Below are 21980 nucleotides of genomic sequence, written 5' to 3'. Positions count from 1 at the left end.
GAAGTGGTGGGTGATGACGGGCTCGAACCGCCGACCCCCTCCTTGTAAGGGAGATGCTCTACCAACTGAGCTAATCACCCACTTCGGTACTGCTTAACAAGAGTGTCATCTGACTAAGATATGGTGGGTGATGACGGGCTCGAACCGCCGACCCCCTCCTTGTAAGGGAGATGCTCTACCAACTGAGCTAATCACCCATATCTTATCTCTTGTTCACTGCGGGCCATCTCATTAAGAGTGGTGGGTGATGACGGGCTCGAACCGCCGACCCCCTCCTTGTAAGGGAGATGCTCTACCAACTGAGCTAATCACCCCCGCTGTGTGGAGTCGCATTATAGGGATCCTTCGAAGTGAGTCAACGCTTTTTAAAACATAAATGTGCGTTCGCTTTAAATTTAGACATCATGCAGCGCTTTTAGCCAATGTGCTGGTTTTATTAGCAGAAAAACGCACTTCTGCCCGCGCCGCCAGCGTGACAGTGATTGAGGAATCAGCCTCACCTGCTAGAATATGCGCACTGTTTTTCCGCGTTAACCCGTTTTTTTGTCATCCAGACAACGAAACCTGCGCATTTAAGGCAATGCTGAATGAAAATCAAAACTCGCTTCGCACCCAGCCCGACGGGCTACCTGCACGTCGGTGGTGCGCGTACTGCGCTTTACTCATGGCTTTATGCTCGCCATAACCAGGGCGAATTCGTCCTGCGTATCGAAGATACCGACCTGGAGCGCTCCACGCCGGAAGCGATCGAAGCCATTATGGATGGGATGAACTGGCTGAATCTCGACTGGGATGAGGGCCCGTACTACCAGACCAAACGTTTCGACCGTTATAACGACGTTATCGACGAAATGCTGGAAGCCGGTACTGCTTATAAATGCTATTGCTCGAAAGAGCGTCTGGACGCGCTGCGTGAAGAGCAGATGGAAAAAGGCGAGAAGCCCCGTTATGACGGCCGCTGCCGCGACAGCCATGAACATCATGCTGCCGATGAGCCGTGCGTGGTGCGCTTCCGCAACCCGCAGGACGGTTCGGTAATTTTTGACGATCAGATTCGTGGTCCGATCGAATTCAGCAACCAGGAACTGGATGATCTGATCATCCGCCGTACCGACGGTTCACCGACCTACAACTTCTGTGTGGTGGTCGACGACTGGGATATGGGCATCACGCACGTTATTCGTGGTGAAGACCATATCAACAACACGCCGCGTCAGATCAACATCCTGAAAGCGATTGGTGCGGAAGTGCCAACTTATGCGCACGTATCCATGATCCTCGGCGATGACGGTAAAAAGCTGTCCAAGCGTCACGGCGCGGTGGGCGTCATGCAGTATCGCGACGACGGCTACCTGCCGGAAGCGTTGCTTAATTATCTGGTGCGCCTCGGCTGGTCACATGGCGATCAGGAGATTTTCAGCGTGGCGGAAATGACTGAACTGTTCACCCTCGATGCGGTGAGCAAATCGGCCAGCGCCTTCAACACCGAGAAACTGCAGTGGCTCAACCATCACTACATTAATACGCTGCCGCCGGAATATGTCGCGACCCAGCTGCAGTGGCACATCGAGCAGCAGAATATCGATACCCGCACCGGACCGGAGCTGGCGAAGCTGGTGACGCTGCTGGGTGAGCGCTGCAAAACGCTGGTCGAAATCGCCGCGTCCTGCCGCTACTTCTATGAAGAGTTTGACGCGTTTGATGCGGATGCAGCGAAAAAGCATCTGCGTCCGGTGGCGCGTCAGCCGCTGGAAGTGGTACGCGACAAGCTGGCGGCCATCAGCGACAGCGACTGGAATGCGGAAAACGTGCATCACGCCATTCAGGCTGCTGCGGATCAACTTGAGCTCGGCATGGGCAAAGTCGGTATGCCGCTGCGCGTTGCCGTAACCGGTGCCGGTCAGTCGCCTGGGCTCGACGTGACGGTGGAAGCCATCGGCCGCAGCCGCAGCGTGGCGCGTATCGAAAAAGCACTGGCGTTTATCGCGGAGCGTGAAGCACAGGCCTGATTGAGCTGAACAGCGGCCTGTCAGGCTGCTGTGATAAGGCAGGCAACAAAAAAGCCGGAAGCATCTCACTGCTTCCGGCTTTTCTATTCTTCCTGGATTCCTAACCGCTGTAATACGCCCCTGATCCCTTCCCGCAATAACAGCGCCGCCAGTTGTTCCTGTTCGGTGGCCGTCATTTGCTGGACAGAATTTATTAATAACGCAGGTAACGTATTTTGCTGAGCGCCGTAATTCGCCGCCGGTTCGTTTGCATGGCGGGTGGACTGAATGAAGCTTTTGACACGCTCATCAATGTGGATTAATCGCGCCTTACCGCCCTGTACACCGGGCTTGGGCGTGGTCGTCCAGTTTTCACGCTTGATCCATTTATTCACCGTCTGCCGACTGTAGCCCGTTTCCAGCGCGAGCTCTTCGGGAGTGAGCCATTCCTTTTTCACGATGCTGTCCCTGTTAAATACATTAGCTCTACATATTACAACAAAACGTTACGGGGAAAAGTAATCAAGGCAGAAAATGCCTTTTGCTGTGCGACAAAAGGCAAAATCGGTTTACTGCGCTTCGCTGACCGCCGCCTGTGCCGGACGGAAGGCGAGGAAATAGGTGAGGCCGACAAAGATCGCACCGCCCACACCATTACCTAAAAATACCGCAACCACGTTAGGTGCAAATTCTGCCCAGCTCATCTGACCGGCAAAAATTGCGGCAGGCACGATAAACATGTTGGCCACCACGTGCTGGAAACCGATTGCCACGAAGGCCATCACCGGGAACCACATGCCGAAGATTTTGCCGACCATATCTTTACTGGCGAAGGCCAGCCATACCGCCAGGCACACCAGCCAGTTGCAGCCGATGCCGGAGATGAACGCGTGCATGAAATCGGCGTTCACTTTGGCATGGGCGATCGCCACGGTTTTCTTCAGATAGTCGCCTTCGGTCATGCCGAGCAGATGGCCGAAGAACCATGCTACCGCAACGCTGCCAATAAAATTGGCGATGGTGACCCAAAACCAGTTACGCAGCACGCTGAAACCGCTAATGCGGCGCGCGAACCAGGCAATGGGCAGCGTCATCATGTTGCCGGTCAGCAGTTCGCCACCCGCCAGCACGGTCAGAATCAGTCCGACCGGGAATACCGCCGCACCGAGGAAGCCGGCAAACGAGCCCCATTCAGCAGGCAGCTGGTTAATAACGTGCAGATCGAGCAGGAAGCCGGTCGCGATAAACGCGCCAGCCATAAAGCCAAGAATTAATAAGGTGGAAACCGGCAGACGGCTTTTAGCCACGCCGGCCTGAATCGCCAGTTGCGCGATCTCTTTAGGTGTATGCAGCGACATAGTTCACTTTTCTTTTATTAAACAAGGAGGACGTGCTGGCCGGTTAGCGAGTGAATACCCTGGACGGCTAACCGGTTAATTAGCGCGCTAAGTTTTACACGCACCATTAACGAAAACAAGCCTGACGCTAACATCTTTAACCTAAAGTTAACCTCGGCGTGGCGCACCGTTGAGGCGGCGTTGAGATAACGGCTGAGGGCAGGGATGACGAGCACACGCTGCGCTGAAAAAAAAGCCACGGCGACACAGGGTTGCCGCCTTTTTCAGCGATCGCACGCAGAACGAGAATTTGCCGTTGACACTCAAACAGCGGTCTCATATTATGCCGTCCGTCGAGGTAACTCGGCGGTTTTTCGGTACGGGGCTATAGCTCAGCTGGGAGAGCGCTTGCATGGCATGCAAGAGGTCAGCGGTTCGATCCCGCTTAGCTCCACCAAACCGCTCCCAACGGTTTGCACTGAAAAAACGAATTCCAGATGTGGGGGTATAGCTCAGCTGGGAGAGCGCTTGCATGGCATGCAAGAGGTCAGCGGTTCGATCCCGCTTATCTCCACCAATTCTCTGTTCGTTCAGAACAAACGTACTTAAAACCCGATAATAATACTGCCCGTTTGCGCAGTGTGACGTTACATTCGCCGACTGGCTGCGCGCAATGGCGCTGACCTGCAGCGCCTTTCCGTGTTAAACCGTCACGGCCTGTGGCTGCAGCTGCAGCACGCGAAAACCGTGGGTACCGTCGCGATCCAGTTGCGCCACCAGACCATATTCCCAGTCGAGATAGGCCTGCATCACGTCCGGTTCAATATCGGTGCCTTCGTACGGGCGGCGATAACGATCGATGGGCGGCGAGAGCAGGCGCTGCTCGCCCTGTTCGGTGGGCAGACCGGTGGCGCGCCAGGCTGCATTGCCTCCCGCCAGCACCCGCACCGGTTTGCCGGTCAGCGTGGCAATTTGCTCCACGGCATAGCTGGCCAGCAGACTGCTGCCGCAGGTCAGCACATAGCGGCCAGCATCGGGCAGTAGTGCCTTGCCCTGCTGCTGCAGGGTGGAACGCAGCAGCCAGGCCGCACCGGGAATATGGCTGTTGCGGTAATTGGCGAGCGTGGTGAAATCCAGCACCTGCGTGTCGCCAGCCGCCAGCCACTCGGCCAGCTGCGCGGGGGAGATCGATTCCGGCGCAGCAACCGGCGCGACCTGCGGCTGCCAGCTACCGACAGCGCTGAAATCGCTGGCCTGCAATGCGTCAAGCACCGCCACCTGCCAGCCAAGCTGCGCCAGCCAGGAGCCGGTCATATTGGCGCGGACACCGTCATCATCCACCAGCACGATACGCGCACCACGCACGCTGGCGTAATGATCGGTCTCCTGTACCAGCTGGCCGCCCGCCACGTGGCGGCTGCCCGGCAGATGACCGGCGGCGTACTCTTCGGCATCACGCACGTCAAACAGGTAGGTGGTGCGTGCTTCCTGCTGCCAGCGCGTCAGCGTCGCCAGAGGAATGCGTGTCACGCCAGCACGATCGGCAATAGCGCGGGCCTGGCTCGCGGCCTGACGTTGCGCGGTTTCGCTGGCGTTGCCATAGCGGCGGCTCTGCCCATGCTCCAGCGCATGACCGGCCAGCGTCCAGCCAATGGTGCCGTTGCGCAGCGCGAATACCGGATTACGAATACCGGCATTGACCAGCGACTGCGTGCCAATAATGCTGCGCGTGCGTCCGGCGCAATTCACAATCACTGTGGTGCGCGGTGAGGGGGCTATATCGCGCACGCGCAGCACCAGTTCGCCGCCGGGTACGCTGGTGGCGCCCGGAATACTCATGGTGTGATATTCATCGAAGCGCCGCGCATCCAGCACCACCACGTCGGCATCATCGCTAATCAGCGCCTGTACCTCATCGGCGGAGAGCGAAGGCGTGCGGGCATGATGTTCCACCAGTTCGCCAAACGCTTTGCTGGGTGAATTAACATCGATAAACAGCTCGCCGCCAGCCGCCTGCCAGCCGGCTAAATCATCGGCCAGTAGCGTGACCTGCTGATAACCCAGTGCGGCGAGACGTTCAGCGGCGGTCTGCGCCAGGCCTTCGCCGTTGTCATACAGCGTAATGGCGGTGTGACGTTGGGGAATGCGGTCCAGCAGCTCCAGCTCCAGCTTTGATAGCGGAATGTTGATGGCAAACAGCGGGTGCCCGGTGGCAAACAGCGCCTCATCACGCACGTCAATGATCGCCACTTCCTGTTGCTGACGCAGCGCTGTCAGCAGTTCCGCCGCCTGGCGAAACGGGAAAACCGGTTTAGTCATGTGAGAGGTCCCAAATGTTAGGTAGATAACGGTTGCTGTAGCCGGAAATGAAGCGCTTTTCGTGGCCGTCGGCGGTGTAGACCGCGCGCTCAACCGCGCCGATATTTGCGCCATACACGTGGATACTGACAGAGACGCGATCGTCATAGGCGTTGCTGACGCGATGGATATCACCGACCGTCGGCGACACCGCCTCCACGCTGCCGGGTTCAAGCCGCAACGGTGCACCTTCTGCCTGTAAACCGTGCGGGCCCGGCTGCCACGATTGTGAAATCTCGGCGCCGCGCAGCATGCCAATCAGGCCCCAGACGCGGTGATCGTGAATCGGCGTCTGCTGACCCGGCCCCCAGACAAAACTCACCACGGAAAAGCGCTGCTGCGCATCGGCATACAGCAGATATTGCTGATAGTGCTGTGGATGGGGCTGGGTAAACGCCTCATCCAGCCAGTCATCGTGGCGAATCAGTTCAGCCAGCCAGCCGCTGCCCTGCCGCAAAAGGGTCGCTTCGTCCGGCTGGCTGTCGAGCAGGGTGGCCAGCCGGGCGACGAAGGTGCGCAGGCGATGGTGCTGGTAATCACTCATGATTTGTCTCCGGGCGCGTGCTGGGCGATGCGGTTAGCGGCGGCGGACAGACTGAAGTCAAACGCCTGACTGACATCGACCTGCTTTGGCAACACCTGATAACGATGGAAAAAGTCGGCGGATTTCTGCAGCGTGGCAATCAGGTGCGTGTCAAACACCAGCGGGCGGATACGCGCATCGTCAATCCAGCTGCGGGTAATGGCGGTGGGCATATTCAGGGTTTGGCTCAGCACGCCGGCGAATTCCTGCGGATGGTGTTGCGCCCAGATTTGCGCCTTCGCCAGTCGCGCCAGCAGGTCAGCAATCGCTGCCCGCTTGCCGGCGTCCTGCAACGCTTCATTACGGGCCAGCGCGTAGGAGTAACCGGACATAATGCCTTTACCCCCGCCGTCCGGTACGCGCACCGTGCCGTCGATGGCGGTCGAGGTGGCGATATAGGGCTCCCACGGCGCCCAGGCCGCGACCGCACCGGACGTCAGCGCCGCGCGGCCATCCACCGGTCCGAGGAAGCGCAGCGTGACATCCTGCGGCGTCAGGCCAGCGCGCTCCAGCAGACCCAGCAGCAGATAGTGTCCCCAGCCGCCGCGGTTGACCGCGATCTGCTTACCTTTCAAATCCTGCAGCCGGTGAATGCCGGCGTCGGGGCGGGTCAGCAGGGCGATGCTGTCCGGGTTATTCTGCCAGGCACCCACGGCTTTCACCGGCGCGCCTGCCGCATAGACAAACAGAAACGGCAAATCGCCGGTAAAGCCAACGTCGAGCGCCCCGGCATTGAGCGCTTCCTGCACCGGCGCGCCGGAGTCAAAGGCGGTGAGCTTAAGATCGTAAGGCAGATTGTTCAGTTCGCCCGAGGCTTTCAGGGCGGCAAAACGATCGCCTTTCACATCGCCGAGGCGCAGCGTGACTTTATCGGCCGCCAGTAGCGGCTGGAGTGACGCGAGGGCCAGCGCAACACCGGCAAACAGAGCGGCGAGACGCATCAGGCGCTCCTTTTTTCAATTGCGCTGAGCGCAGCCACTTTTTCACGCGTCAGCGGCAGCAGTTCACGGCCGTATTCCACCGCGTCATTCAGCGGGTCAAATCCGCGGATCAGCACGCTATGAATGCCGAGGCGATAGTAATCCAGCAGCGCCTCAGAAACCTGATCCGGCGTGCCGACCAGCGCGGTGGAGTTGTAGCCGCCCTGCACCAGCTTTGCCACGCCGGTCCACAGCACTTTGTCGTGGCGTTCGCTCTCATGCGCCGCCGCCAGCAGACGCTGCGCACCGACACTCTGCGGCTTCGGCAAACCAAAGGTATAGCCGGTCTCCGCCAGCTGCTTCTCTGCGGTGGCGCGGATATGTTCGGCGCGCTCCCAGGCTTCTTTTTCGGTGTTACCCAGAATAGGCCGGAAGGAGATGTTAAACGCAATCTGGCGCCCCTGCGCGGCCGCCGCCGCACGCACGTTACGTACCGTCTCGGCCGCGCCTTTTAACGGTTCGCCCCACAGCGCGAAGACATCAGCATGCCGCGCCGCCACGTCAATCGCCTCCGGTGACGATCCGCCGAAATAGATCGGCAGCTTATGTTGCAACGGTTTAATGGCAGAGAAAGCCTGCTCAGCCTGGTAAAACCGGCCCTGATGATCGTAAGGCTGCGGCGACTCAAGGCTCTGTTTCAGCACGCTGAGAAATTCGTCGGTGCGCGCATAGCGTTCAGCCTTGCTGAGAAAATCACCGTCGCGGCGCTGTTCGCTGTCGCTGCCGCCGCTGATAATGTGCACGGCCAGGCGGCCGTCGGTGAGATGGTCGAGCGAAGCCAGCTTGCGGGCCGCCAGCGTGGGCGCGACAAACCCCGGACGGTGCGCCAGCAGGAATTTAATCTTCTGGGTATGCGCCGCTGCGTGAGCGGTGACCAGAAAGCCATCGGGTTGATCGGACCAGTAGCCGACAAGGATGCGGTCGAAGCCGGCCGCTTCATGGGCGCGGGCAAAGCGGGCAATGTAATCTTTATCGAACAACGTGCCGGATGCGGGAATGATTTCTGAGGCAAGCCGGTGGCCAATCATGCCAAGGAACTGAATGCTCATGCGATTCTCCTGAGGTGAGGTCAGAAGGAAAAGCTACGGGTGCAGACGGCAACAACGGAAATTCGATATTGTGCAAAGGGTTTGCGGGAAACGGTGAAGCAGGGCGTGACGCGGCGGCAGGCTGACTGGCGCGGGATATAACGCTTAGGTATATAAAAGAAGAGAAGGGCGAGCCGCAGCCCGCCCTGTAGATCAGAAGCCCAGCACCAGACCGGCGATGGCGGCGGAAAGCACGCTCACCAGCGTCGAACCGTACAGCAGTTTCAGGCCGAAACGTGATACCACGTTACCTTGCTCTTCATGCAGACCTTTGATCGCACCTGCGACAATGCCGATGGAGGAGAAGTTGGCGAAGGAGACCAGGAACACCGACAGAATGCCTTCCGCATGCGGCGACAGCTGACCGGCGATTTTCTGCAGGTCCATCATTGCAACGAATTCGTTAGAAACCAGCTTGGTCGCCATGATGCTGCCCACCTGCAGCGCTTCGCTGGATGGTACGCCCATTACCCAGGCAAACGGATAGAACACATAGCCGAGCACACCCTGGAAGCTGATGCCAAAGATGGTATCAAACAGCGCGTTGAGGCCGGAGATCAGCGCGATAAAGCCAATCAGCATCGCCGCAACGATAATCGCCACTTTGAAACCGGCCAGGATGTATTCACCCAGCATCTCAAAGAAGCTCTGACCTTTATGCAGATCCTGCAGCTGCAGATCTTCTTCGCTGTCCACGCGGTACGGGTTAATCAGCGACAGCACGATAAAGGTACTGAACATGTTGAGCACCAGCGCGGCCACTACGTATTTTGGCTGCAGCATCGTCATGTAGGCACCCACAATCGACATCGACACTGTCGACATCGCGGTGGCTGCCATGGTGTACATGCGGCGCTGTGACATTTTGCCAAGGATATCCTTATAGGCGATAAAGTTTTCTGACTGTCCCAGAATCAGAGAGCTGACGGCGTTAAAGGATTCCAGTTTGCCCATGCCGTTGATCTTCGACAGCACGGTACCGATAGCGCGAATCACCCAAGGCAGGATGCGGAAATGCTGCAAAATCCCGATCAGGGCTGAGATGAAGACGATAGGGCACAAAACATTGAGGAAGAAGAAGGCCAGGCCTTTCTCGTTCATGTTACCGAACACGAAATTGGTGCCTTCTGCTGCATATTTGAGCAGATGATCAAACAGCCCGGCGAAACCTTTAACAAAACCAAGGCCTGCTTCGGAGTTAAGGAAGAACCACGCCAGCAGCACTTCAATCACCAGCAGCTGAACGATATAGCGAATCCGGATACTCTTACGATCGTGACTGACGAGTAACGCCAGCACGGCTACCACCACCAATGCTAAAAGGAAGTGCAAAATATGGGACATATCGGCTCCAAATTTGAGGAGGGTTGTATTTTGCTGCGTATTCTATGTAACGCGTTACTTAAAAACGAGATCAAAACCACAATATAAGTATTCGGTATCGCTTTATTTCTCAGATTAGTCTCACCGCCCACAACCTGTTTACAAATGGATCACAAGAAATATCCACAAAGAGATTGTCTATAATTTGACCCGGGAGTAGAGTGAAACCTGTTGCATAATTTTTAGCAAGCGCTAACTTTACCTTGTGGTATAGCAATGGCTATACTTTATAGCACCATCTATCAATGCGATAACTATAACCAAATTTCACTTGCCTTGAATGCCCCGTAAGCTGGATGGGTCAGACAAGCGTTAGGACAGGGTCAAAACTATGTCAGAAAGTCGCACCGCCGAGCGCGCCGCTCGCGGAGCCAGAAAGATCAAGCTCGCGCTGCTGGGACCGGCCTTCATCGCGGCCATTGGTTATATCGATCCCGGCAACTTTGCCACCAACATCCAGGCGGGGGCCGCGTACGGCTACAAACTGCTGTGGGTGGTGGTATGGGCCAACATTATGGCGATGTTGATCCAGCTGATGTCTGCCAAGCTGGGTATTGCCACCGGTAAAAACCTCGCCGAGCATATTCGCGATCGCTTCCCGCGCCCGGCGGTGTGGTTCTACTGGGTACAGGCGGAGATTATCGCCATGGCCACCGATCTGGCGGAATTCATCGGGGCTGCGCTCGGCTTTAAGCTGCTGCTCGGCATCTCGCTACTGCAGGGCGCGGTGTTAACCGGTATCGCCACGTTCCTGATCCTGATGCTGCAAAACCGTGGACAGAAGCCGCTGGAGCTGGTGATTGGCGGGCTGCTGCTGTTTGTCGCCGCCGCTTATATCGTTGAGCTGTTCTTCTCGCAGCCGCGCGTCAGCAATCTGGTGGTAGGCATGGCGCTGCCGAGCCTGCCCACTTCGGACGCGGTATTCCTCGCGGCTGGCGTGCTGGGCGCGACCATTATGCCGCACGTCATTTATCTGCACTCGGCGCTGACGCAGTACGGTAATAAAGGCAGCAAGGCGGAGCGCTACTCCTCCACCAAGCTCGACGTGGCGATCGCCATGACCATTGCCGGTTTCGTTAACCTGGCGATGATGGCCACCGCAGCGGCCGCGTTTCACTTTAGCGGTCACACGAGCATTGTTGATCTCGACCAGGCTTATCTGACGCTGCAACCACTGCTGGGTCACGCGGCGGCGATTGTGTTCGGGCTGAGTCTGGTAGCGGCCGGCCTCTCTTCTACTGTGGTGGGCACGCTGGCCGGCCAGGTGGTGATGCAGGGCTTTATCCGCTTCCACATTCCGCTGTGGTTCCGTCGTACCATTACCATGCTGCCGTCCTTTATTGTTATCTGGGCGGGCTGGGATCCGACGCGTATTCTGGTGATGAGCCAGGTGCTGCTGAGCTTCGGTATTGCGCTGGCGCTGATTCCGCTGCTGTCGTTCACCGGGAACCGTGACATCATGGGCGATGAACTGGTGAACTCACGCCTGATGCAAAATGCCGGGCGTCTGATTGTGGTGCTGGTGGTGGCGCTGAATATCTATCTGCTGGTGGGCGAAGCGCTCGGCTGGTAAGCAAATGACTGAATAGAAAAATCCCGGCTGCGTCTGCGCCGGGATTTTTTTTAATGGTGATGATGGTCGTGGCGGTCATGCCGATCGTGTCGGTGATCGTGACGCCAGTGTTCGCGACGTTCGCGCTCGTGCCAGCGGTGCTCACGTTCACGTTCCCAGGCACGGTGGCGTTTCCACTCTTCGTGACGCCACCAGCGATGATCGTTGTACTGATAGCGATCGTGCCACCAGCGCGGTTCACGCCAGCGACCGCCGTCCCAGTAGTAGCCGCGACGATCGCGATCGCCGAGATGCAGCGTGACGCCAGGGGCCAGATTGATGGTAGCGCTACTGGCTTCAGCTGTGTGCAGCGCCAGAGGGGATAACGTTGCCAGCAAAGCGGCAAACAAAATTGCACGTTTCATACTTTCTCCTCATCGATAGCATCGAGGCTACCGTGGCGCTAGTGTGCCATATCGGACCAGACACGCCTTGAGATTTAGTCTGAAAAAGTGCCAGCGAAAGGTTGCGCAGCGTTTTCTGCTAAGGACAGCGCCCGGAAAAGTCCGGGCGGGTAAACGGTTACACCAGAATTTGCTCAATGGCAGTGATCTCGTCCGCCGTTAATTCAGGCTGGCTCAGCATGTCGACGGCATCATCGATCTGCGCGGTTTTACTGGCGCCGATCAGCACTGACGTGACGCGCGTGTCGCGCAGCACCCAGCGCAGCGCCATTTGCGCCAGCTTTTGACCGCGCTGCTGTGCCAGCGCCTGCAGTTGCTGCACCTTTGCCATCTTCTCTGGCGTTAGCTGGTTTTCGTTGAGGAATTTGCTGCCGCTGGCGATGCGCGAATCCTGCGGAATGCCCTGCAGATAGCGGTCGGTCAGCACGCCACCGGCCAGCGGCGAGAAAGCAATACAGCCGACGCCATTGTCACCCAGCACGTCGAGCAGACCCTGTTCCGGCGTGCGTTCGAACATCGAATAGCGCGGCTGGTGGATCAGGCAGGGGGTGCCGAGATCGCGCAGCATGGCGATAGCGGCGGCGGCTTTATCCGCCGGGTAGTTCGAAATCGCCGCGTACAGCGCTTTACCCTGACGCACCACCTGATCGAGCGCGCGCATCGTCTCTTCCAGCGGCGTTTCCGGATCCGGGCGATGGTGATAAAAGATATCCACGTACTCCAGCCCCATGCGCTTCAGGCTTTGATCGAGGCTGGAAATCAGGTACTTGCGTGAGCCCCAGTCGCCGTACGGACCGTCCCACATGGTGTAACCCGCTTTGGTGGAGATCACCAGCTCGTCGCGCAGGCCGTGAAAATCTTCGCGCAGAATGCGGCCAAAGTTGCTCTCCGCAGAACCGGGCGGCGGCCCGTAGTTATTGGCCAGATCAAAATGGGTAATACCGCGATCGAACGCGTGACGCAGCAGCGCGCGGCTGTTGTCGACGCGCGTGCTGTCGCCAAAGTTGTGCCATAGACCCAGCGAAATTGCCGGCAGCTTCAGGCCGCTGCGGCCGCTGCGGCGATACTGCATCTGGTGATAACGTTCGGCGTGGGGAAAAGTACTCATGCAGCGTTCCTGTCTCAGATGGGAGAAAGTGGCATCAGCATAGCAGTGTATGCGTTTACACTGCGCCGTAACGCGGCAAAGATCGCAACTTACAGAATTTTCTGTCGTCGTAACGAATGCTTGCCATGCATGACAGCGCGATGATGGCGAAAATCTCGCCAGTTCAGCCACATCGCTAATACTCCTGATCATTCCCCCTCACAGGAGCGGTCGATGAACACTCTTAACGTTGGCGACTATTTACTGCATCGTTTGCACCAGGCGGGTATCCGCCATCTGTTCGGCGTACCCGGCGACTACAACCTGCAATTTCTCGACAGCGTCATTGACCATCCCGGTATTACCTGGGTCGGCTGCGCTAATGAACTCAATGCCGCCTATGCGGCCGATGGTTACGGTCGCTGCAACGGCGCGGCCGCGCTGCTGACCACCTTTGGCGTCGGTGAACTTAGTGCGATTAACGGCATCGCCGGCAGCTACGCCGAATATGTGCCGGTGATTCACATCGTCGGCGCTCCCGCCAGCCACGCCCAGCAGCAGGGCGACTGCGTGCATCATTCGCTCGGCGACGGCGATTTTGGCCATTTTCTGCGCATGGCCCAGGAAGTCAGTGCCGCCAGCGCGGTGCTGAGCGCCGACAACGCCGTGGCTGAAATTGATCGGGTCATCGCTGGCGCGCTACAGCAGCACCGTCCGGGCTATTTGCTGCTGGCGGTGGATGTCGCCGCCGCCACGGTAACGCTGCCGTCAGCCAGCGCCAGCCCGGTACCGGCTGAAAACCGCGACGTGGCGCAGGCGTTTGCCGCAGCGGCGGAACGCCTGCTGGCACCGGCGCAGCGCGTGGCGCTGCTGGCCGATTTTCTCGCTGCCCGCTGGCAGCTGCAGGCGCCGCTGGCTGAGCTGCGTGCGCTGCGTGCCATTCCGGCAGCCACGCTACTGATGGGCAAGGGCGTGCTGGATGAGCAGCAACCGGGCTTCGTCGGCACCTACGCCGCCAGCGGCAGCCGCGAAACCGTGCGCGCGGCAATTGAAGACACCGATGTCACCCTGTGCGTCGGCGTGCGTTTTACCGACACCCTGACCGCCGGGTTTACCCAGCAGCTGTCGGCGCAGCGGGTGATTGATCTGCAGCCGTTTCATGCCAGCGTCGCCGGAGAAACCTTCGCACCGCTGAGCATGGCGCAGGCGCTGGCCGCGCTGCTGCCGGTTTATCAGCGCCACTGCGCGCACTGGGCCACGGGCGTGGCCGACATGCCGGACGATGCACCGCCCGCTGCTGCCGCCGTAATCAGTCAGCAGGCTTTCTGGCAGGCGATGCAGCGTTTCCTGCAGCCCGGTGATATTATCCTTGCCGATCAGGGCACGGCGGCGTTTGGCGCTGCCGCGCTACGTTTACCGCATGATGCGCAGCTGCTGGTACAACCTTTATGGGGTTCCATTGGCTATACTTTACCCGCCACCTTTGGTGCCCAGACGGCGCAGCCTGACCGCCGCGTCATTCTGATCATCGGCGATGGATCGGCGCAGCTGACCATTCAGGAACTGGGATCGATCCAGCGCGACGGCTTAAGCCCGATCATTTTTCTGCTGAATAATGAGGGATACACTGTCGAACGCGCGATCCATGGAGCGGAACAGCGCTACAACGACATCGCGCAGTGGAACTGGACCGCGCTGCCGCAGGCGATGAGCCTGAATTGTGCGGCTCAGAGCTGGCGCATCAGTGAAACGGCGCAGCTTGATGCCGTGATGGCACTGCTCAGCCAGGCGCGTTGCCTGTCACTGATTGAAGTGGTGATGGAGAAACAGGATCTGCCGCCGCTGCTGCGTACCGTGACGGCGGCGCTGCACCAGCGTAATAGCCACAAAGTTTAGGACAGTTGCCTCTGTACAGTTGGGCTGGCGACAGTCAGGCTGTGCGTCGCACTGAATGACCAACGCTCATCGTGCAAGGTGAGCGTTGTTGTTTTATTGGCAGGCTTTTATAGTGTCCTGCACTTGTTTATGACCCAAGCGGAGCAGCAGAAGAATGACAAAATACGCCCTGGTCGGCGATGTGGGCGGCACTAACGCTCGTCTCGCCTTGTGTGAGGTGGAGACCGGCGCCATCTCCCAGGCCAAAACATTCTCAACATCAGACTACGACAACCTTGAAGCAGTTATCCGTCACTATCTGGATGAGCAAAAACAGGACATTACCGACGGCTGCATCGCCATCGCCTGTCCGATCACCGGCGACTGGGTGGAGATGACCAACCATGACTGGGCCTTCTCAACGCGTCAGATGAAGGAAAGTCTGGGCTTTACTACGCTGGAAATCATCAACGATTTCACCGCGGTTTCCATGGCGATTCCAATGCTGACGGCGCAGGACGTACTGCAGTTCGGCGGCAAATCGCCGGTGCAGGATAAGCCGATTGCCATTTACGGTGCTGGCACCGGGCTCGGCGTCAGCCATCTGGTGCACGTTGATAAGCGCTGGGTCAGCCTGCCGGGTGAGGGCGGTCACGTTGACTTTGCGCCAAACAGTGAAGAAGAGGATGCGATTCTTGAAGTGCTGCGCGCCGAACTGGGTCACGTTTCTGCCGAGCGCGTGCTGTCGGGTTCCGGACTGGTTAACCTGTATCGGGCGATTGTGAAATCCGATCAGCGCGAGCCGGAAAACCTCAAGCCAAAAGATGTCACCGAGCGGGCACTGCAGGATAGCTGTATTGACTGCCGCCGCGCGCTGACGCTGTTCTGCGTCATCATGGGACGGTTTGGCGGCAACCTGGCGCTGAACCTCGGCACCTTTGGCGGCGTGTACATTGCCGGTGGCATCGTGCCGCGCTTCCTCGATTTCTTTAAAGCGTCCGGCTTCCGCGCGGCGTTTGAAGACAAAGGCCGCTTCCGCGATTATCTCGTCGATATTCCTGTTTACATGATTACTCACGACCAGCCGGGCCTGCTTGGCGCCGGTGCCCATCTGCGTCAGGCGCTGGGGCGCGTGCTGTAATCTGACGGGCGAACGGCTTCCCGTGCCGTTCGCCTTCAAAGATGCATCAGCTGGCGAAACGCCTTCACCTTGCTGCGGCTCACCGGCACCTGCGCATCCATATCGCGCAGCTTCACCAGATAGGTGTTGTTAAACCACGGTTCGATCTCGCCAATCTTGCTCAGATTAACGCAGTAGGAACGGTGGCAGCGAAAGAACATCGACTCAGGCAAACGGCTGCAAAACTCGCTGATCGCCATCGACATCACATAGGCTTCGCGCCGCGTGTAGACAAACGTCAGCTTCTCATGTGCTTCAACGTAATAGATATCGTTGATATCGGTCACGATAATGCGCTCATCTTTGACTAAATTCACCGTTTGCGGTGCGCTGGCTGCTGGATTGTGCTGCTGCGCCTGCTGCTGTTGTGCGCTGGCCTCCAGCTTGTTCAGCATGGTGATGATGCGCGACTCGTGATACGGCTTGAGGATGTAGTCAAACGCCTGCAGTTCGAAGGCCTCGACCGCGTGCTCTTTCCACGCGGTGATAAACACAATCAGCGGCTTATGGATAAACTGGTTGATGTTCTGCGCCAGCAACATGCCGTCCAGCGACGGGATGTTGATATCGAGAAAAATCACGTCCACCCGATGAGTCTGCAGATACTTCAGCACTTCCAGCCCATCATCAAAACAGGCTTCGATGCTGATCTGGCTATGCTGCTGGATCATCCAGCTTAGCTCCTGCTGCGCCAGGAATTCGTCTTCGACAATAATGGCTTTCACGCTGAGGTTTCCGCTAACGGGGTGAGCGGGCCGGACAGCCGCTGACCACTTTTGCTGAGGGTAAAGGCGATTTCCGTACCGGGCTGATGACGGGTGATGGTTAAGCCGTGGCCGGACAGCAGTTTCACCCGGTGATGCACATTCAGCAGGCCAATTTTGTTTCCCGGCATTTCGTTGCGCGCCACCCGGCTGACCACCTCTTCGCTGATGCCGGCACCGGTATCGCGCACCGCCACGCGCACGCGATCGCCCAGATCTTTCACGCTCAGCGTGACCACGCCTTTGCCACGGCAGGGCTGAATACCGTGCACGATGGCATTCTCCACCAGCGGCTGGATCAGCAGGCTGGGCAGCGAAAAGTGCAGATCTTCATCGATGTCGTAAATCATCGACAGCTTGTCGCCAAACCGTGCCTGCTCAATGGCGATGTAATCTTTCACCTGCCACAGCTCTTTTTTGATGTCGATGGGTTCATCGTCGTTGAGTTCCAGGTTGTAACGCAGGTAGCGCGACAGATTAATCACCAGCTGGCGCGCCGTGTCCGGGTTCAGGCGAATCGATGAGGAGATAGCATTTAGCGCGTTAAACAGGAAGTGCGGGTTGATTTTGCTTTGCAGCGCGCGCAGTTCCGCTTTATTGGCCATCTCGCGCAGCTGCTCGGCACGCGAGACTTCCAGCTGCGTCGAGATGATTTGCGACAGGCCGACCGCCATCTCTTTCAGCGAACCGGTAATGCGATGGGCGCGGCGATAGTAGATTTTCAGCGTGCCGGTCACTTCCCCTTTTTCCCAAAGGGGAATCACCAGCATTGAGTGAATGTCTTTGGTGCGGTGTGCCTCATCGTTATTCTTAATGATAATTTTTCCGCTGGCGATCGCCTGCGCGGTGGTCGGACTGATGCCGTCGTCGCCGTTGTGGTAGTTCTGCTCGCCGTAGCCGACGTAAGCCAGAATCTGTTTGGTGTTAGTGATCGCCACCGCATCGGCATGGATGTCGCTGCGAATGATGGCGCACACTTTGCGCAGCGAGTCGCTGTTAACCTGACGAAACAGCGGCAGGGTTTTGTTGGCAATCTCCAGCGCCAGCTTGGCCTGACGCGCGGCAATCGCCTCTTTTTCCCCTTCGACGCTCTGCACCAGCAGCACAATCAAACCAATGCTCGACGCGCCGAGAATCATCGGCAGCGCAATTTCCGACACGATGGTTAAACCGAGTGACATCGGTTTCGCCCACAGCACGATCAGCAGCATGGTCAGGCTTTCACACAGCATGCCGCCGAGGATGCCGGCGCGCCAGCGCTGCTCTTTGCTGACGAAGCGGTTGATGGCGCCGGCGGCGATACCGGCGATGATGCTGGTAATCAGACAGGGCACCGAGGTGATGCCGTCGATATCAATCAGGAAGCGGTGCACGCCGGCAATCACGCCGGTTGCAATGCCGACCCACGGCCCGAACAGAATGCCGCCCGCCATGACCGCAATCACCCGGACGTTGAGCAGTGAGCCGTCAACATTGATGCCGGACCAGGTGCTGAACAGCGCAAACAGCGAGAAGATGGCGGTCACCACGGCTTTTTCGCCGATTGAGTGTTCATCTTTTTGCAGTAGCTGACGAAATACGCGGGTGCGGGTCAGGAAGAACAGGCAGATCAGCATCAGCGCGGCGCGGTCAAACACCGCCAGCAGCATGTCGAAATGGGAAGGCACGGTGTTCTCCGGAGCAGGCAAGGTTGCGGACATGATAAAAAATGTGATCGCGATCCGCCAGCGTCCCGGCAAGCTGCAGACGTTTCTCATAGCCTGGATCAATTTTTAAGGTGCGCGCTGCCGGTGCGCATGAATGCGCAACCTGCAAGACCGCGGATGCACTCCAGGGGCGCCATTTATGGCGACCAGATACGAAGATGCGCGCTGCCGGTGCGCATGAATGCGCACCCTACAAGACTGCGGATGCACCGTAGGGGCGCCATTTATGGCGACCAGATCCGCCCGTAACATCCGACCCTGAAAGGAAGCAAGGCTGATTATCCGGTTCGAAACCTGAAAAGAGGAAATCCTGAGTGCCAAAAAGAGGATTGCTGAAAGCGTGCAGCGTTCACTGGTTGTCACGGATGCGGTTTGCTATTTTGCCGTAAGCACAACAGCGGAGCGTGGCCATGCAATTACTCACCCCTCGTTTGTCCCTCAGCCGGTTACAGCCGGAAGACTGGCAGATTTTCAAAGCGGTACATGAAGATGCCGCGACCATGACCTGGGTGAGCGAGATCCCCGATGAAAACGACATCCGCCAGCGCTTTAACGAGCGGCTGGCACCGTGGCAACCCAGCAGTTTTCACATGCTGTGCCTGGTGGCGCGCCTGCGCGACAGCGGTGAAGCGATTGGCCTGTTTGGCTGCAGCGCCGAATGGCATCCGTATCGTCAGGCCGAAGTGGGTTACATGCTGCGCCACGCCTGTACCGGTCAGGGCTACGGCAGCGAAGCGTTGCAGGCATTGTGCACGTTCCTGCTGCAGGCCGACTTCCACAAACTCAAAGCGCTGGTGATTGAGGGCAACTGGCCGTCGCGGCGCATTCTGGAAAAGAACGGTTTCGCGCTGGAAGGCACGCTACGCGATAACTACCGGCTCAACGGCCAGTGGGTAAACGATTGGGTGTTTGGGCGCTTAAACGAAGCAGGCTAAGAAAATTTGCCGTCCCCCCTCGACAATATTGTTATCAGCGCGTTATGTTCTTGTTTCGGTCACGGCAGTGACCAGCGTCGCTCGGACGGTCCGGGCGCTAACGTAATCCAGAGGACATCATGGCTGATAACAGCACACCCCGTCGTTTCTCGCGTATTGAACGTCTCCCCCCCTATGTATTTAACATCACGGCTGAATTGAAGATGGCTGCGCGCCGGCGCGGCGAAGACATCATCGATTTCTCCATGGGCAACCCGGATGGCGCGACACCGCCGCACATCGTGGAAAAGCTCTGTCAGGTGGCACAGCGTGAAGACACGCACGGCTACTCTACCTCCAAAGGGATTCCGCGCCTGCGTCGCGCCATTTCGCGCTGGTACGCCGAGCGTTACCAGGTGGATATCGATCCGGAATCCGAAGCTATCGTTACCATCGGCTCGAAAGAGGGCCTGGCGCACCTGATGCTGGCGACGCTCGATCACGGTGACACCGTGCTGGTGCCCAATCCCAGCTACCCGATTCACATCTACGGTGCGGTGATCGCCGGCGCGCAGGTGCGCTCGGTGCCGCTGGTCGCGGGCGTCGATTTCTTCAATGAACTGGAACGCGCCATCCGCGAAAGTTACCCGAAACCGAAGATGATGATCCTCGGCTTCCCGTCCAACCCGACATCGCAGTGCGTGGAGCTGGACTTCTTCGAGCGCGTCATCGCGCTGGCGAAGCAGTACAACGTGCTGGTCATCCACGATCTGGCCTACGCCGACATCACCTATGATGGCTGGAAAGCGCCGTCGATTATGCAGGTGCCGGGCGCGCGCGATGTGGCGGTGGAATTCTTTACCCTGTCAAAAAGCTACAACATGGCGGGCTGGCGCATCGGCTTTATGGTCGGCAACAAAGAGCTGGTGGCGGCACTGGCACGCATCAAAAGCTATCACGACTACGGCACCTTCACACCGCTGCAGGTGGCGGCGATTGCGGCACTGGAGGGCGATCAGCAGTGCGTGCGTGATATCGCCGAGCAGTATAAACGCCGGCGCGATGTACTGGTGAAGGGGCTGCATGAGGCAGGCTGGATGGTCGATCTGCCGAAAGCGTCCATGTACGTCTGGGCGAAAATCCCCGACCATTACGCGCATTTAGGCTCGCTCGAATTCGCCAAGCTGCTGCTGCAGGAGGCGAAAGTGTGCGTCTCGCCGGGCATTGGCTTTGGTGATTACGGCGATACCCACGTGCGTTTTGCCCTGATTGAAAACAGCGATCGTATTCGTCAGGCGGTGCGTGGCATTAAAGCGATGTTCCGCGCCGACGGTATTTTGCCGGGAACGGTAAAAGCGGTGGAAGAAGCAGAGTAACTACAAATCGGGGCGACTGAGCGGTCGCCCCGGCTGGCGTCTTTACAGCATCAGCACGAAGGTGCCGACCCAAAGTAAGACGAAGAAAGAGATTCCCATCAAGGCGTATTTCACAAAACAACTCCTCTGAGCGGTTACAATGATGGCGATCCCAAACCAGCGTAACCCGAACAGAATAAGAGAAAGGTGGAGTTCATCATCGCTACACGCTTTCTACTCAGGTCGCTTCGGGCTGCCCCGAAACAGGATCGAGCGCTAATTTACGCGGATTCGATCCGAAAATAAATAGGTCACTTCTGAGAAGTTGCTCACATTTTCATCGGGTCTCAATCTGCGGAATCGCCGACATGCCGACACGTAATTGCGCCAGATCGCTTTGATGCGGATCCAGCACAATTTTCACCGGCAAACGCTGAACCACTTTAGTGTAGTTGCCGGTGGCGTTATCGGGGGCAATCGCGGAAAACGTGGCGCCGGTAGCGGGCGCGATACTGTCGACGTGACCGGTGAAGGTCTTGCCGGGCAATGCATCAATCTTCACCACCACTCTCTGGCCCGGGCGCACATCCGCCAGCTGCGTCTCCAGATAGTTGGCGGTGATGTAAGTCTGCTGCAGCGGCACCACGGCCAGCAGACGCGTACCCGCGCTGACCCAGGCTCCCACGCGCACCGAACGCTGACCCACCATGCCATCCACCGGCGCAACAATACGCGTATAAGAGAGATTCAGCCCGGCCTGGTCGACGCTGGCCTGCGCCGCCGCGACATCAGCCTCCGCCTGACGCAGCGCGGCCTCAAGTACCTTCACCTGCTGTTCGGCCGCCGCCAGCGCCGCTGCGCTCTGGCGCACCGTAGCGGCCGCAGAACGCTGGGTTGAGCTGGCTTTCTGCTGATCGTCAGCGGCTATGGTGCCGCTCTTGTACAGCTGGTTGTAGCGCGCCGCGCTCTGTCCGGCATACTGTGCCGATGCCTGACTGGCGGCCAGCGTGGCGCGGGCCTCGGCAATGGTGGACTGCTGCTGGTCGAGCTGCGCCTGCGCGCTCAGCCGTTTGGCGTCGCTGACCTGCAGATTAGCCCGCGCGGTCTCCAGCGCCACGCGATAGTCGCGGTCGTCGAGCGTCGCCAGCACGTCGCCAGCCCGCACGCGCTGGTTATCCTGCACGTTGACGTGGGCAATGTAGCCGGACACCTTCGGGGCCACCAGCGTGTAATCGGCATTCACCCAGGCATCATCAGTGCGATGGTCGTTGCCGGTCATGGCTGACCACAGCCAGAACGCCATCGCCAGCAAAACCAGCAGCAGGGCGCTCAGCAGGATTGTTCGTTTCATAGCAAAAGCGTGCAT

General features: G+C 58.3%; 19 protein-coding genes and 5 tRNA genes. 8 read left to right on the top strand and 16 right to left on the bottom strand.

Annotated features, from left to right (window positions below; all coding sequences use genetic code 11):
- Positions 1-4: 4 nt before the first annotated feature.
- The 3 genes from C1Y43_RS14165 to C1Y43_RS14155 form a co-directional block, all read right to left on the bottom strand.
- Positions 5-80, bottom strand: a tRNA-Val gene (locus C1Y43_RS14165).
- Between the two features lie 41 nt (positions 81-121).
- Positions 122-197, bottom strand: a tRNA-Val gene (locus C1Y43_RS14160).
- Between the two features lie 41 nt (positions 198-238).
- Positions 239-314: transfer RNA gene (locus C1Y43_RS14155), tRNA-Val, on the bottom strand.
- A gap of 273 nt (positions 315-587) precedes the next feature.
- Between C1Y43_RS14155 and gltX the strand changes: the two genes are divergently transcribed.
- Positions 588-2009 carry a glutamate--tRNA ligase gene (gene gltX, locus C1Y43_RS14150; protein WP_058758358.1) on the top strand — a complete coding sequence of 474 codons (1422 nt, stop codon included), beginning with the start codon at positions 588-590 and terminating at the stop codon, positions 2007-2009.
- An 83-nt stretch (positions 2010-2092) separates the two neighbouring features.
- Here gltX and C1Y43_RS14145 read toward each other — a convergent pair whose 3' ends face one another.
- Together C1Y43_RS14145 and C1Y43_RS14140 are read right to left on the bottom strand one after the other, a co-directional pair.
- Positions 2093-2446 (bottom strand): YfeC-like transcriptional regulator, encoded by a 354-nt coding sequence (locus tag C1Y43_RS14145; RefSeq protein ID WP_058758359.1) that lies wholly within the window; start codon positions 2444-2446, stop codon positions 2093-2095.
- Positions 2447-2557: 111 nt separating this feature from the next.
- On the bottom strand, positions 2558-3346 hold the full coding sequence (locus C1Y43_RS14140; protein ID WP_021508241.1) for a formate/nitrite transporter family protein: 789 nt from the start codon (positions 3344-3346) through the stop codon (positions 2558-2560).
- Between the two features lie 360 nt (positions 3347-3706).
- On the opposite strand from C1Y43_RS14140, the gene C1Y43_RS14130 reads away from it, so the two are divergent.
- Together C1Y43_RS14130 and C1Y43_RS14125 are read left to right on the top strand one after the other, a co-directional pair.
- A tRNA-Ala gene (locus C1Y43_RS14130) sits at positions 3707-3782 on the top strand.
- A 44-nt stretch (positions 3783-3826) separates the two neighbouring features.
- Positions 3827-3902, top strand: a tRNA-Ala gene (locus tag C1Y43_RS14125).
- A gap of 125 nt (positions 3903-4027) precedes the next feature.
- Here C1Y43_RS14125 and C1Y43_RS14120 read toward each other — a convergent pair.
- The 5 genes from C1Y43_RS14120 to C1Y43_RS14100 all read right to left on the bottom strand — a co-directional run bounded on the left by C1Y43_RS14120 (position 4028) and on the right by C1Y43_RS14100 (position 9678).
- Positions 4028-5644 (bottom strand): rhodanese homology domain-containing protein, encoded by a 1617-nt coding sequence (locus C1Y43_RS14120; RefSeq protein ID WP_104188610.1) that lies wholly within the window; start codon positions 5642-5644, stop codon positions 4028-4030.
- Positions 5637-6227, bottom strand: a complete 591-nt coding sequence (locus tag C1Y43_RS14115; protein WP_058758361.1) for a cysteine dioxygenase — start codon at positions 6225-6227, stop codon at positions 5637-5639. The genes C1Y43_RS14120 and C1Y43_RS14115 overlap by 8 nt, the downstream gene beginning before the upstream one ends.
- Entirely contained in the window at positions 6224-7207 is a 984-nt protein-coding gene (locus tag C1Y43_RS14110) for an ABC transporter substrate-binding protein (protein WP_088517100.1), read from the bottom strand. The genes C1Y43_RS14115 and C1Y43_RS14110 overlap by 4 nt, the downstream gene beginning before the upstream one ends.
- Entirely contained in the window at positions 7207-8295 is a 1089-nt protein-coding gene (locus C1Y43_RS14105) for an LLM class flavin-dependent oxidoreductase (RefSeq protein WP_104188609.1), read from the bottom strand. The genes C1Y43_RS14110 and C1Y43_RS14105 overlap by 1 nt, the downstream gene beginning before the upstream one ends.
- A gap of 192 nt (positions 8296-8487) precedes the next feature.
- A complete protein-coding gene (locus C1Y43_RS14100) occupies positions 8488-9678 on the bottom strand; it encodes a NupC/NupG family nucleoside CNT transporter (RefSeq protein ID WP_031279840.1) in 1191 nt (396 codons plus the stop codon).
- A gap of 370 nt (positions 9679-10048) precedes the next feature.
- Between C1Y43_RS14100 and C1Y43_RS14095 the strand changes: the two genes are divergently transcribed.
- Entirely contained in the window at positions 10049-11290 is a 1242-nt protein-coding gene (locus C1Y43_RS14095) for an Nramp family divalent metal transporter (protein WP_104188607.1), read from the top strand.
- A 50-nt stretch (positions 11291-11340) separates the two neighbouring features.
- On the opposite strand, the gene C1Y43_RS14090 is transcribed toward C1Y43_RS14095, so the two are convergent.
- Positions 11341-11694 (bottom strand): DUF2502 domain-containing protein, encoded by a 354-nt coding sequence (locus C1Y43_RS14090; RefSeq protein ID WP_058781783.1) that lies wholly within the window; start codon positions 11692-11694, stop codon positions 11341-11343.
- 157 nt (positions 11695-11851) lie between these two features.
- Positions 11852-12841 carry an aldo/keto reductase gene (locus tag C1Y43_RS14085; protein WP_104188605.1) on the bottom strand — a complete coding sequence of 330 codons (990 nt, stop codon included), beginning with the start codon at positions 12839-12841 and terminating at the stop codon, positions 11852-11854.
- A gap of 213 nt (positions 12842-13054) precedes the next feature.
- On the opposite strand from C1Y43_RS14085, the gene C1Y43_RS14080 reads away from it, so the two are divergent.
- Positions 13055-14716: an alpha-keto acid decarboxylase family protein gene (locus tag C1Y43_RS14080; RefSeq protein WP_104188604.1), complete on the top strand. Its 1662-nt coding sequence runs from the start codon at positions 13055-13057 to the stop codon at positions 14714-14716.
- A gap of 154 nt (positions 14717-14870) precedes the next feature.
- Positions 14871-15836, top strand: coding sequence for a glucokinase (glk, locus tag C1Y43_RS14075; RefSeq protein ID WP_104188602.1), 966 nt, complete (start codon positions 14871-14873; stop codon positions 15834-15836).
- 35 nt (positions 15837-15871) lie between these two features.
- On the opposite strand, the gene C1Y43_RS14070 is transcribed toward glk, so the two are convergent.
- On the bottom strand, positions 15872-16600 hold the full coding sequence (locus C1Y43_RS14070) for a LytTR family DNA-binding domain-containing protein (protein WP_021508252.1): 729 nt from the start codon (positions 16598-16600) through the stop codon (positions 15872-15874).
- Positions 16597-18288: a sensor histidine kinase gene (locus C1Y43_RS14065; protein WP_021508253.1), complete on the bottom strand. Its 1692-nt coding sequence runs from the start codon at positions 18286-18288 to the stop codon at positions 16597-16599. The genes C1Y43_RS14070 and C1Y43_RS14065 overlap by 4 nt, the downstream gene beginning before the upstream one ends.
- Positions 18289-18755: 467 nt before the next feature.
- Between C1Y43_RS14065 and C1Y43_RS14060 the strand changes: the two genes are divergently transcribed.
- Entirely contained in the window at positions 18756-19280 is a 525-nt protein-coding gene (locus tag C1Y43_RS14060) for a GNAT family N-acetyltransferase (RefSeq protein ID WP_031280018.1), read from the top strand.
- Between the two features lie 119 nt (positions 19281-19399).
- Positions 19400-20635: an alanine transaminase gene (alaC, locus tag C1Y43_RS14055; RefSeq protein WP_058758368.1), complete on the top strand. Its 1236-nt coding sequence runs from the start codon at positions 19400-19402 to the stop codon at positions 20633-20635.
- A 42-nt stretch (positions 20636-20677) separates the two neighbouring features.
- On the opposite strand, the gene ypdK is transcribed toward alaC, so the two are convergent.
- Together ypdK and C1Y43_RS14045 are read right to left on the bottom strand one after the other, a co-directional pair.
- Positions 20678-20749, bottom strand: a complete 72-nt coding sequence (gene ypdK, locus C1Y43_RS14050) for a membrane protein YpdK (RefSeq protein WP_006120362.1) — start codon at positions 20747-20749, stop codon at positions 20678-20680.
- Between the two features lie 202 nt (positions 20750-20951).
- The gene (locus C1Y43_RS14045) at positions 20952-21980 is read right to left on the bottom strand and encodes an HlyD family secretion protein (protein ID WP_104188600.1); all 1029 of its coding nucleotides are present in this window, start codon (positions 21978-21980) and stop codon (positions 20952-20954) included.

This window comes from Pantoea sp. ICBG 828, from assembly GCF_002928355.1.
GTDB classification, from domain to species: domain Bacteria; phylum Pseudomonadota; class Gammaproteobacteria; order Enterobacterales; family Enterobacteriaceae; genus Pantoea; species Pantoea dispersa.
This window is presented reverse-complemented; position numbering and strand designations above follow the sequence as displayed.

What these genes read in the sequence shown, in the direction of transcription:
- gltX (WP_058758358.1), top strand. Translation starts at nt 588, where the DNA reads ATGAAAATCAAAACTCGCTTCGCACCCAGCCCGACGGGCTACCTGCAC.
- C1Y43_RS14140 (WP_021508241.1), bottom strand. Translation starts at nt 3,346, where the DNA reads ATGTCGCTGCATACACCTAAAGAGATCGCGCAACTGGCGATTCAGGCC.
- C1Y43_RS14120 (WP_104188610.1), bottom strand. Translation starts at nt 5,644, where the DNA reads ATGACTAAACCGGTTTTCCCGTTTCGCCAGGCGGCGGAACTGCTGACA.
- C1Y43_RS14115 (WP_058758361.1), bottom strand. Translation starts at nt 6,227, where the DNA reads ATGAGTGATTACCAGCACCATCGCCTGCGCACCTTCGTCGCCCGGCTG.
- C1Y43_RS14110 (WP_088517100.1), bottom strand. Translation starts at nt 7,207, where the DNA reads ATGCGTCTCGCCGCTCTGTTTGCCGGTGTTGCGCTGGCCCTCGCGTCA.
- C1Y43_RS14105 (WP_104188609.1), bottom strand. Translation starts at nt 8,295, where the DNA reads ATGAGCATTCAGTTCCTTGGCATGATTGGCCACCGGCTTGCCTCAGAA.
- C1Y43_RS14100 (WP_031279840.1), bottom strand. Translation starts at nt 9,678, where the DNA reads ATGTCCCATATTTTGCACTTCCTTTTAGCATTGGTGGTGGTAGCCGTG.
- C1Y43_RS14095 (WP_104188607.1), top strand. Translation starts at nt 10,049, where the DNA reads ATGTCAGAAAGTCGCACCGCCGAGCGCGCCGCTCGCGGAGCCAGAAAG.
- C1Y43_RS14090 (WP_058781783.1), bottom strand. Translation starts at nt 11,694, where the DNA reads ATGAAACGTGCAATTTTGTTTGCCGCTTTGCTGGCAACGTTATCCCCT.
- C1Y43_RS14085 (WP_104188605.1), bottom strand. Translation starts at nt 12,841, where the DNA reads ATGAGTACTTTTCCCCACGCCGAACGTTATCACCAGATGCAGTATCGC.
- C1Y43_RS14080 (WP_104188604.1), top strand. Translation starts at nt 13,055, where the DNA reads ATGAACACTCTTAACGTTGGCGACTATTTACTGCATCGTTTGCACCAG.
- glk (WP_104188602.1), top strand. Translation starts at nt 14,871, where the DNA reads ATGACAAAATACGCCCTGGTCGGCGATGTGGGCGGCACTAACGCTCGT.
- C1Y43_RS14065 (WP_021508253.1), bottom strand. Translation starts at nt 18,288, where the DNA reads ATGCTGCTGGCGGTGTTTGACCGCGCCGCGCTGATGCTGATCTGCCTG.
- C1Y43_RS14060 (WP_031280018.1), top strand. Translation starts at nt 18,756, where the DNA reads ATGCAATTACTCACCCCTCGTTTGTCCCTCAGCCGGTTACAGCCGGAA.
- alaC (WP_058758368.1), top strand. Translation starts at nt 19,400, where the DNA reads ATGGCTGATAACAGCACACCCCGTCGTTTCTCGCGTATTGAACGTCTC.
- C1Y43_RS14045 (WP_104188600.1), bottom strand. Translation starts at nt 21,980, where the DNA reads ATGCACGCTTTTGCTATGAAACGAACAATCCTGCTGAGCGCCCTGCTG.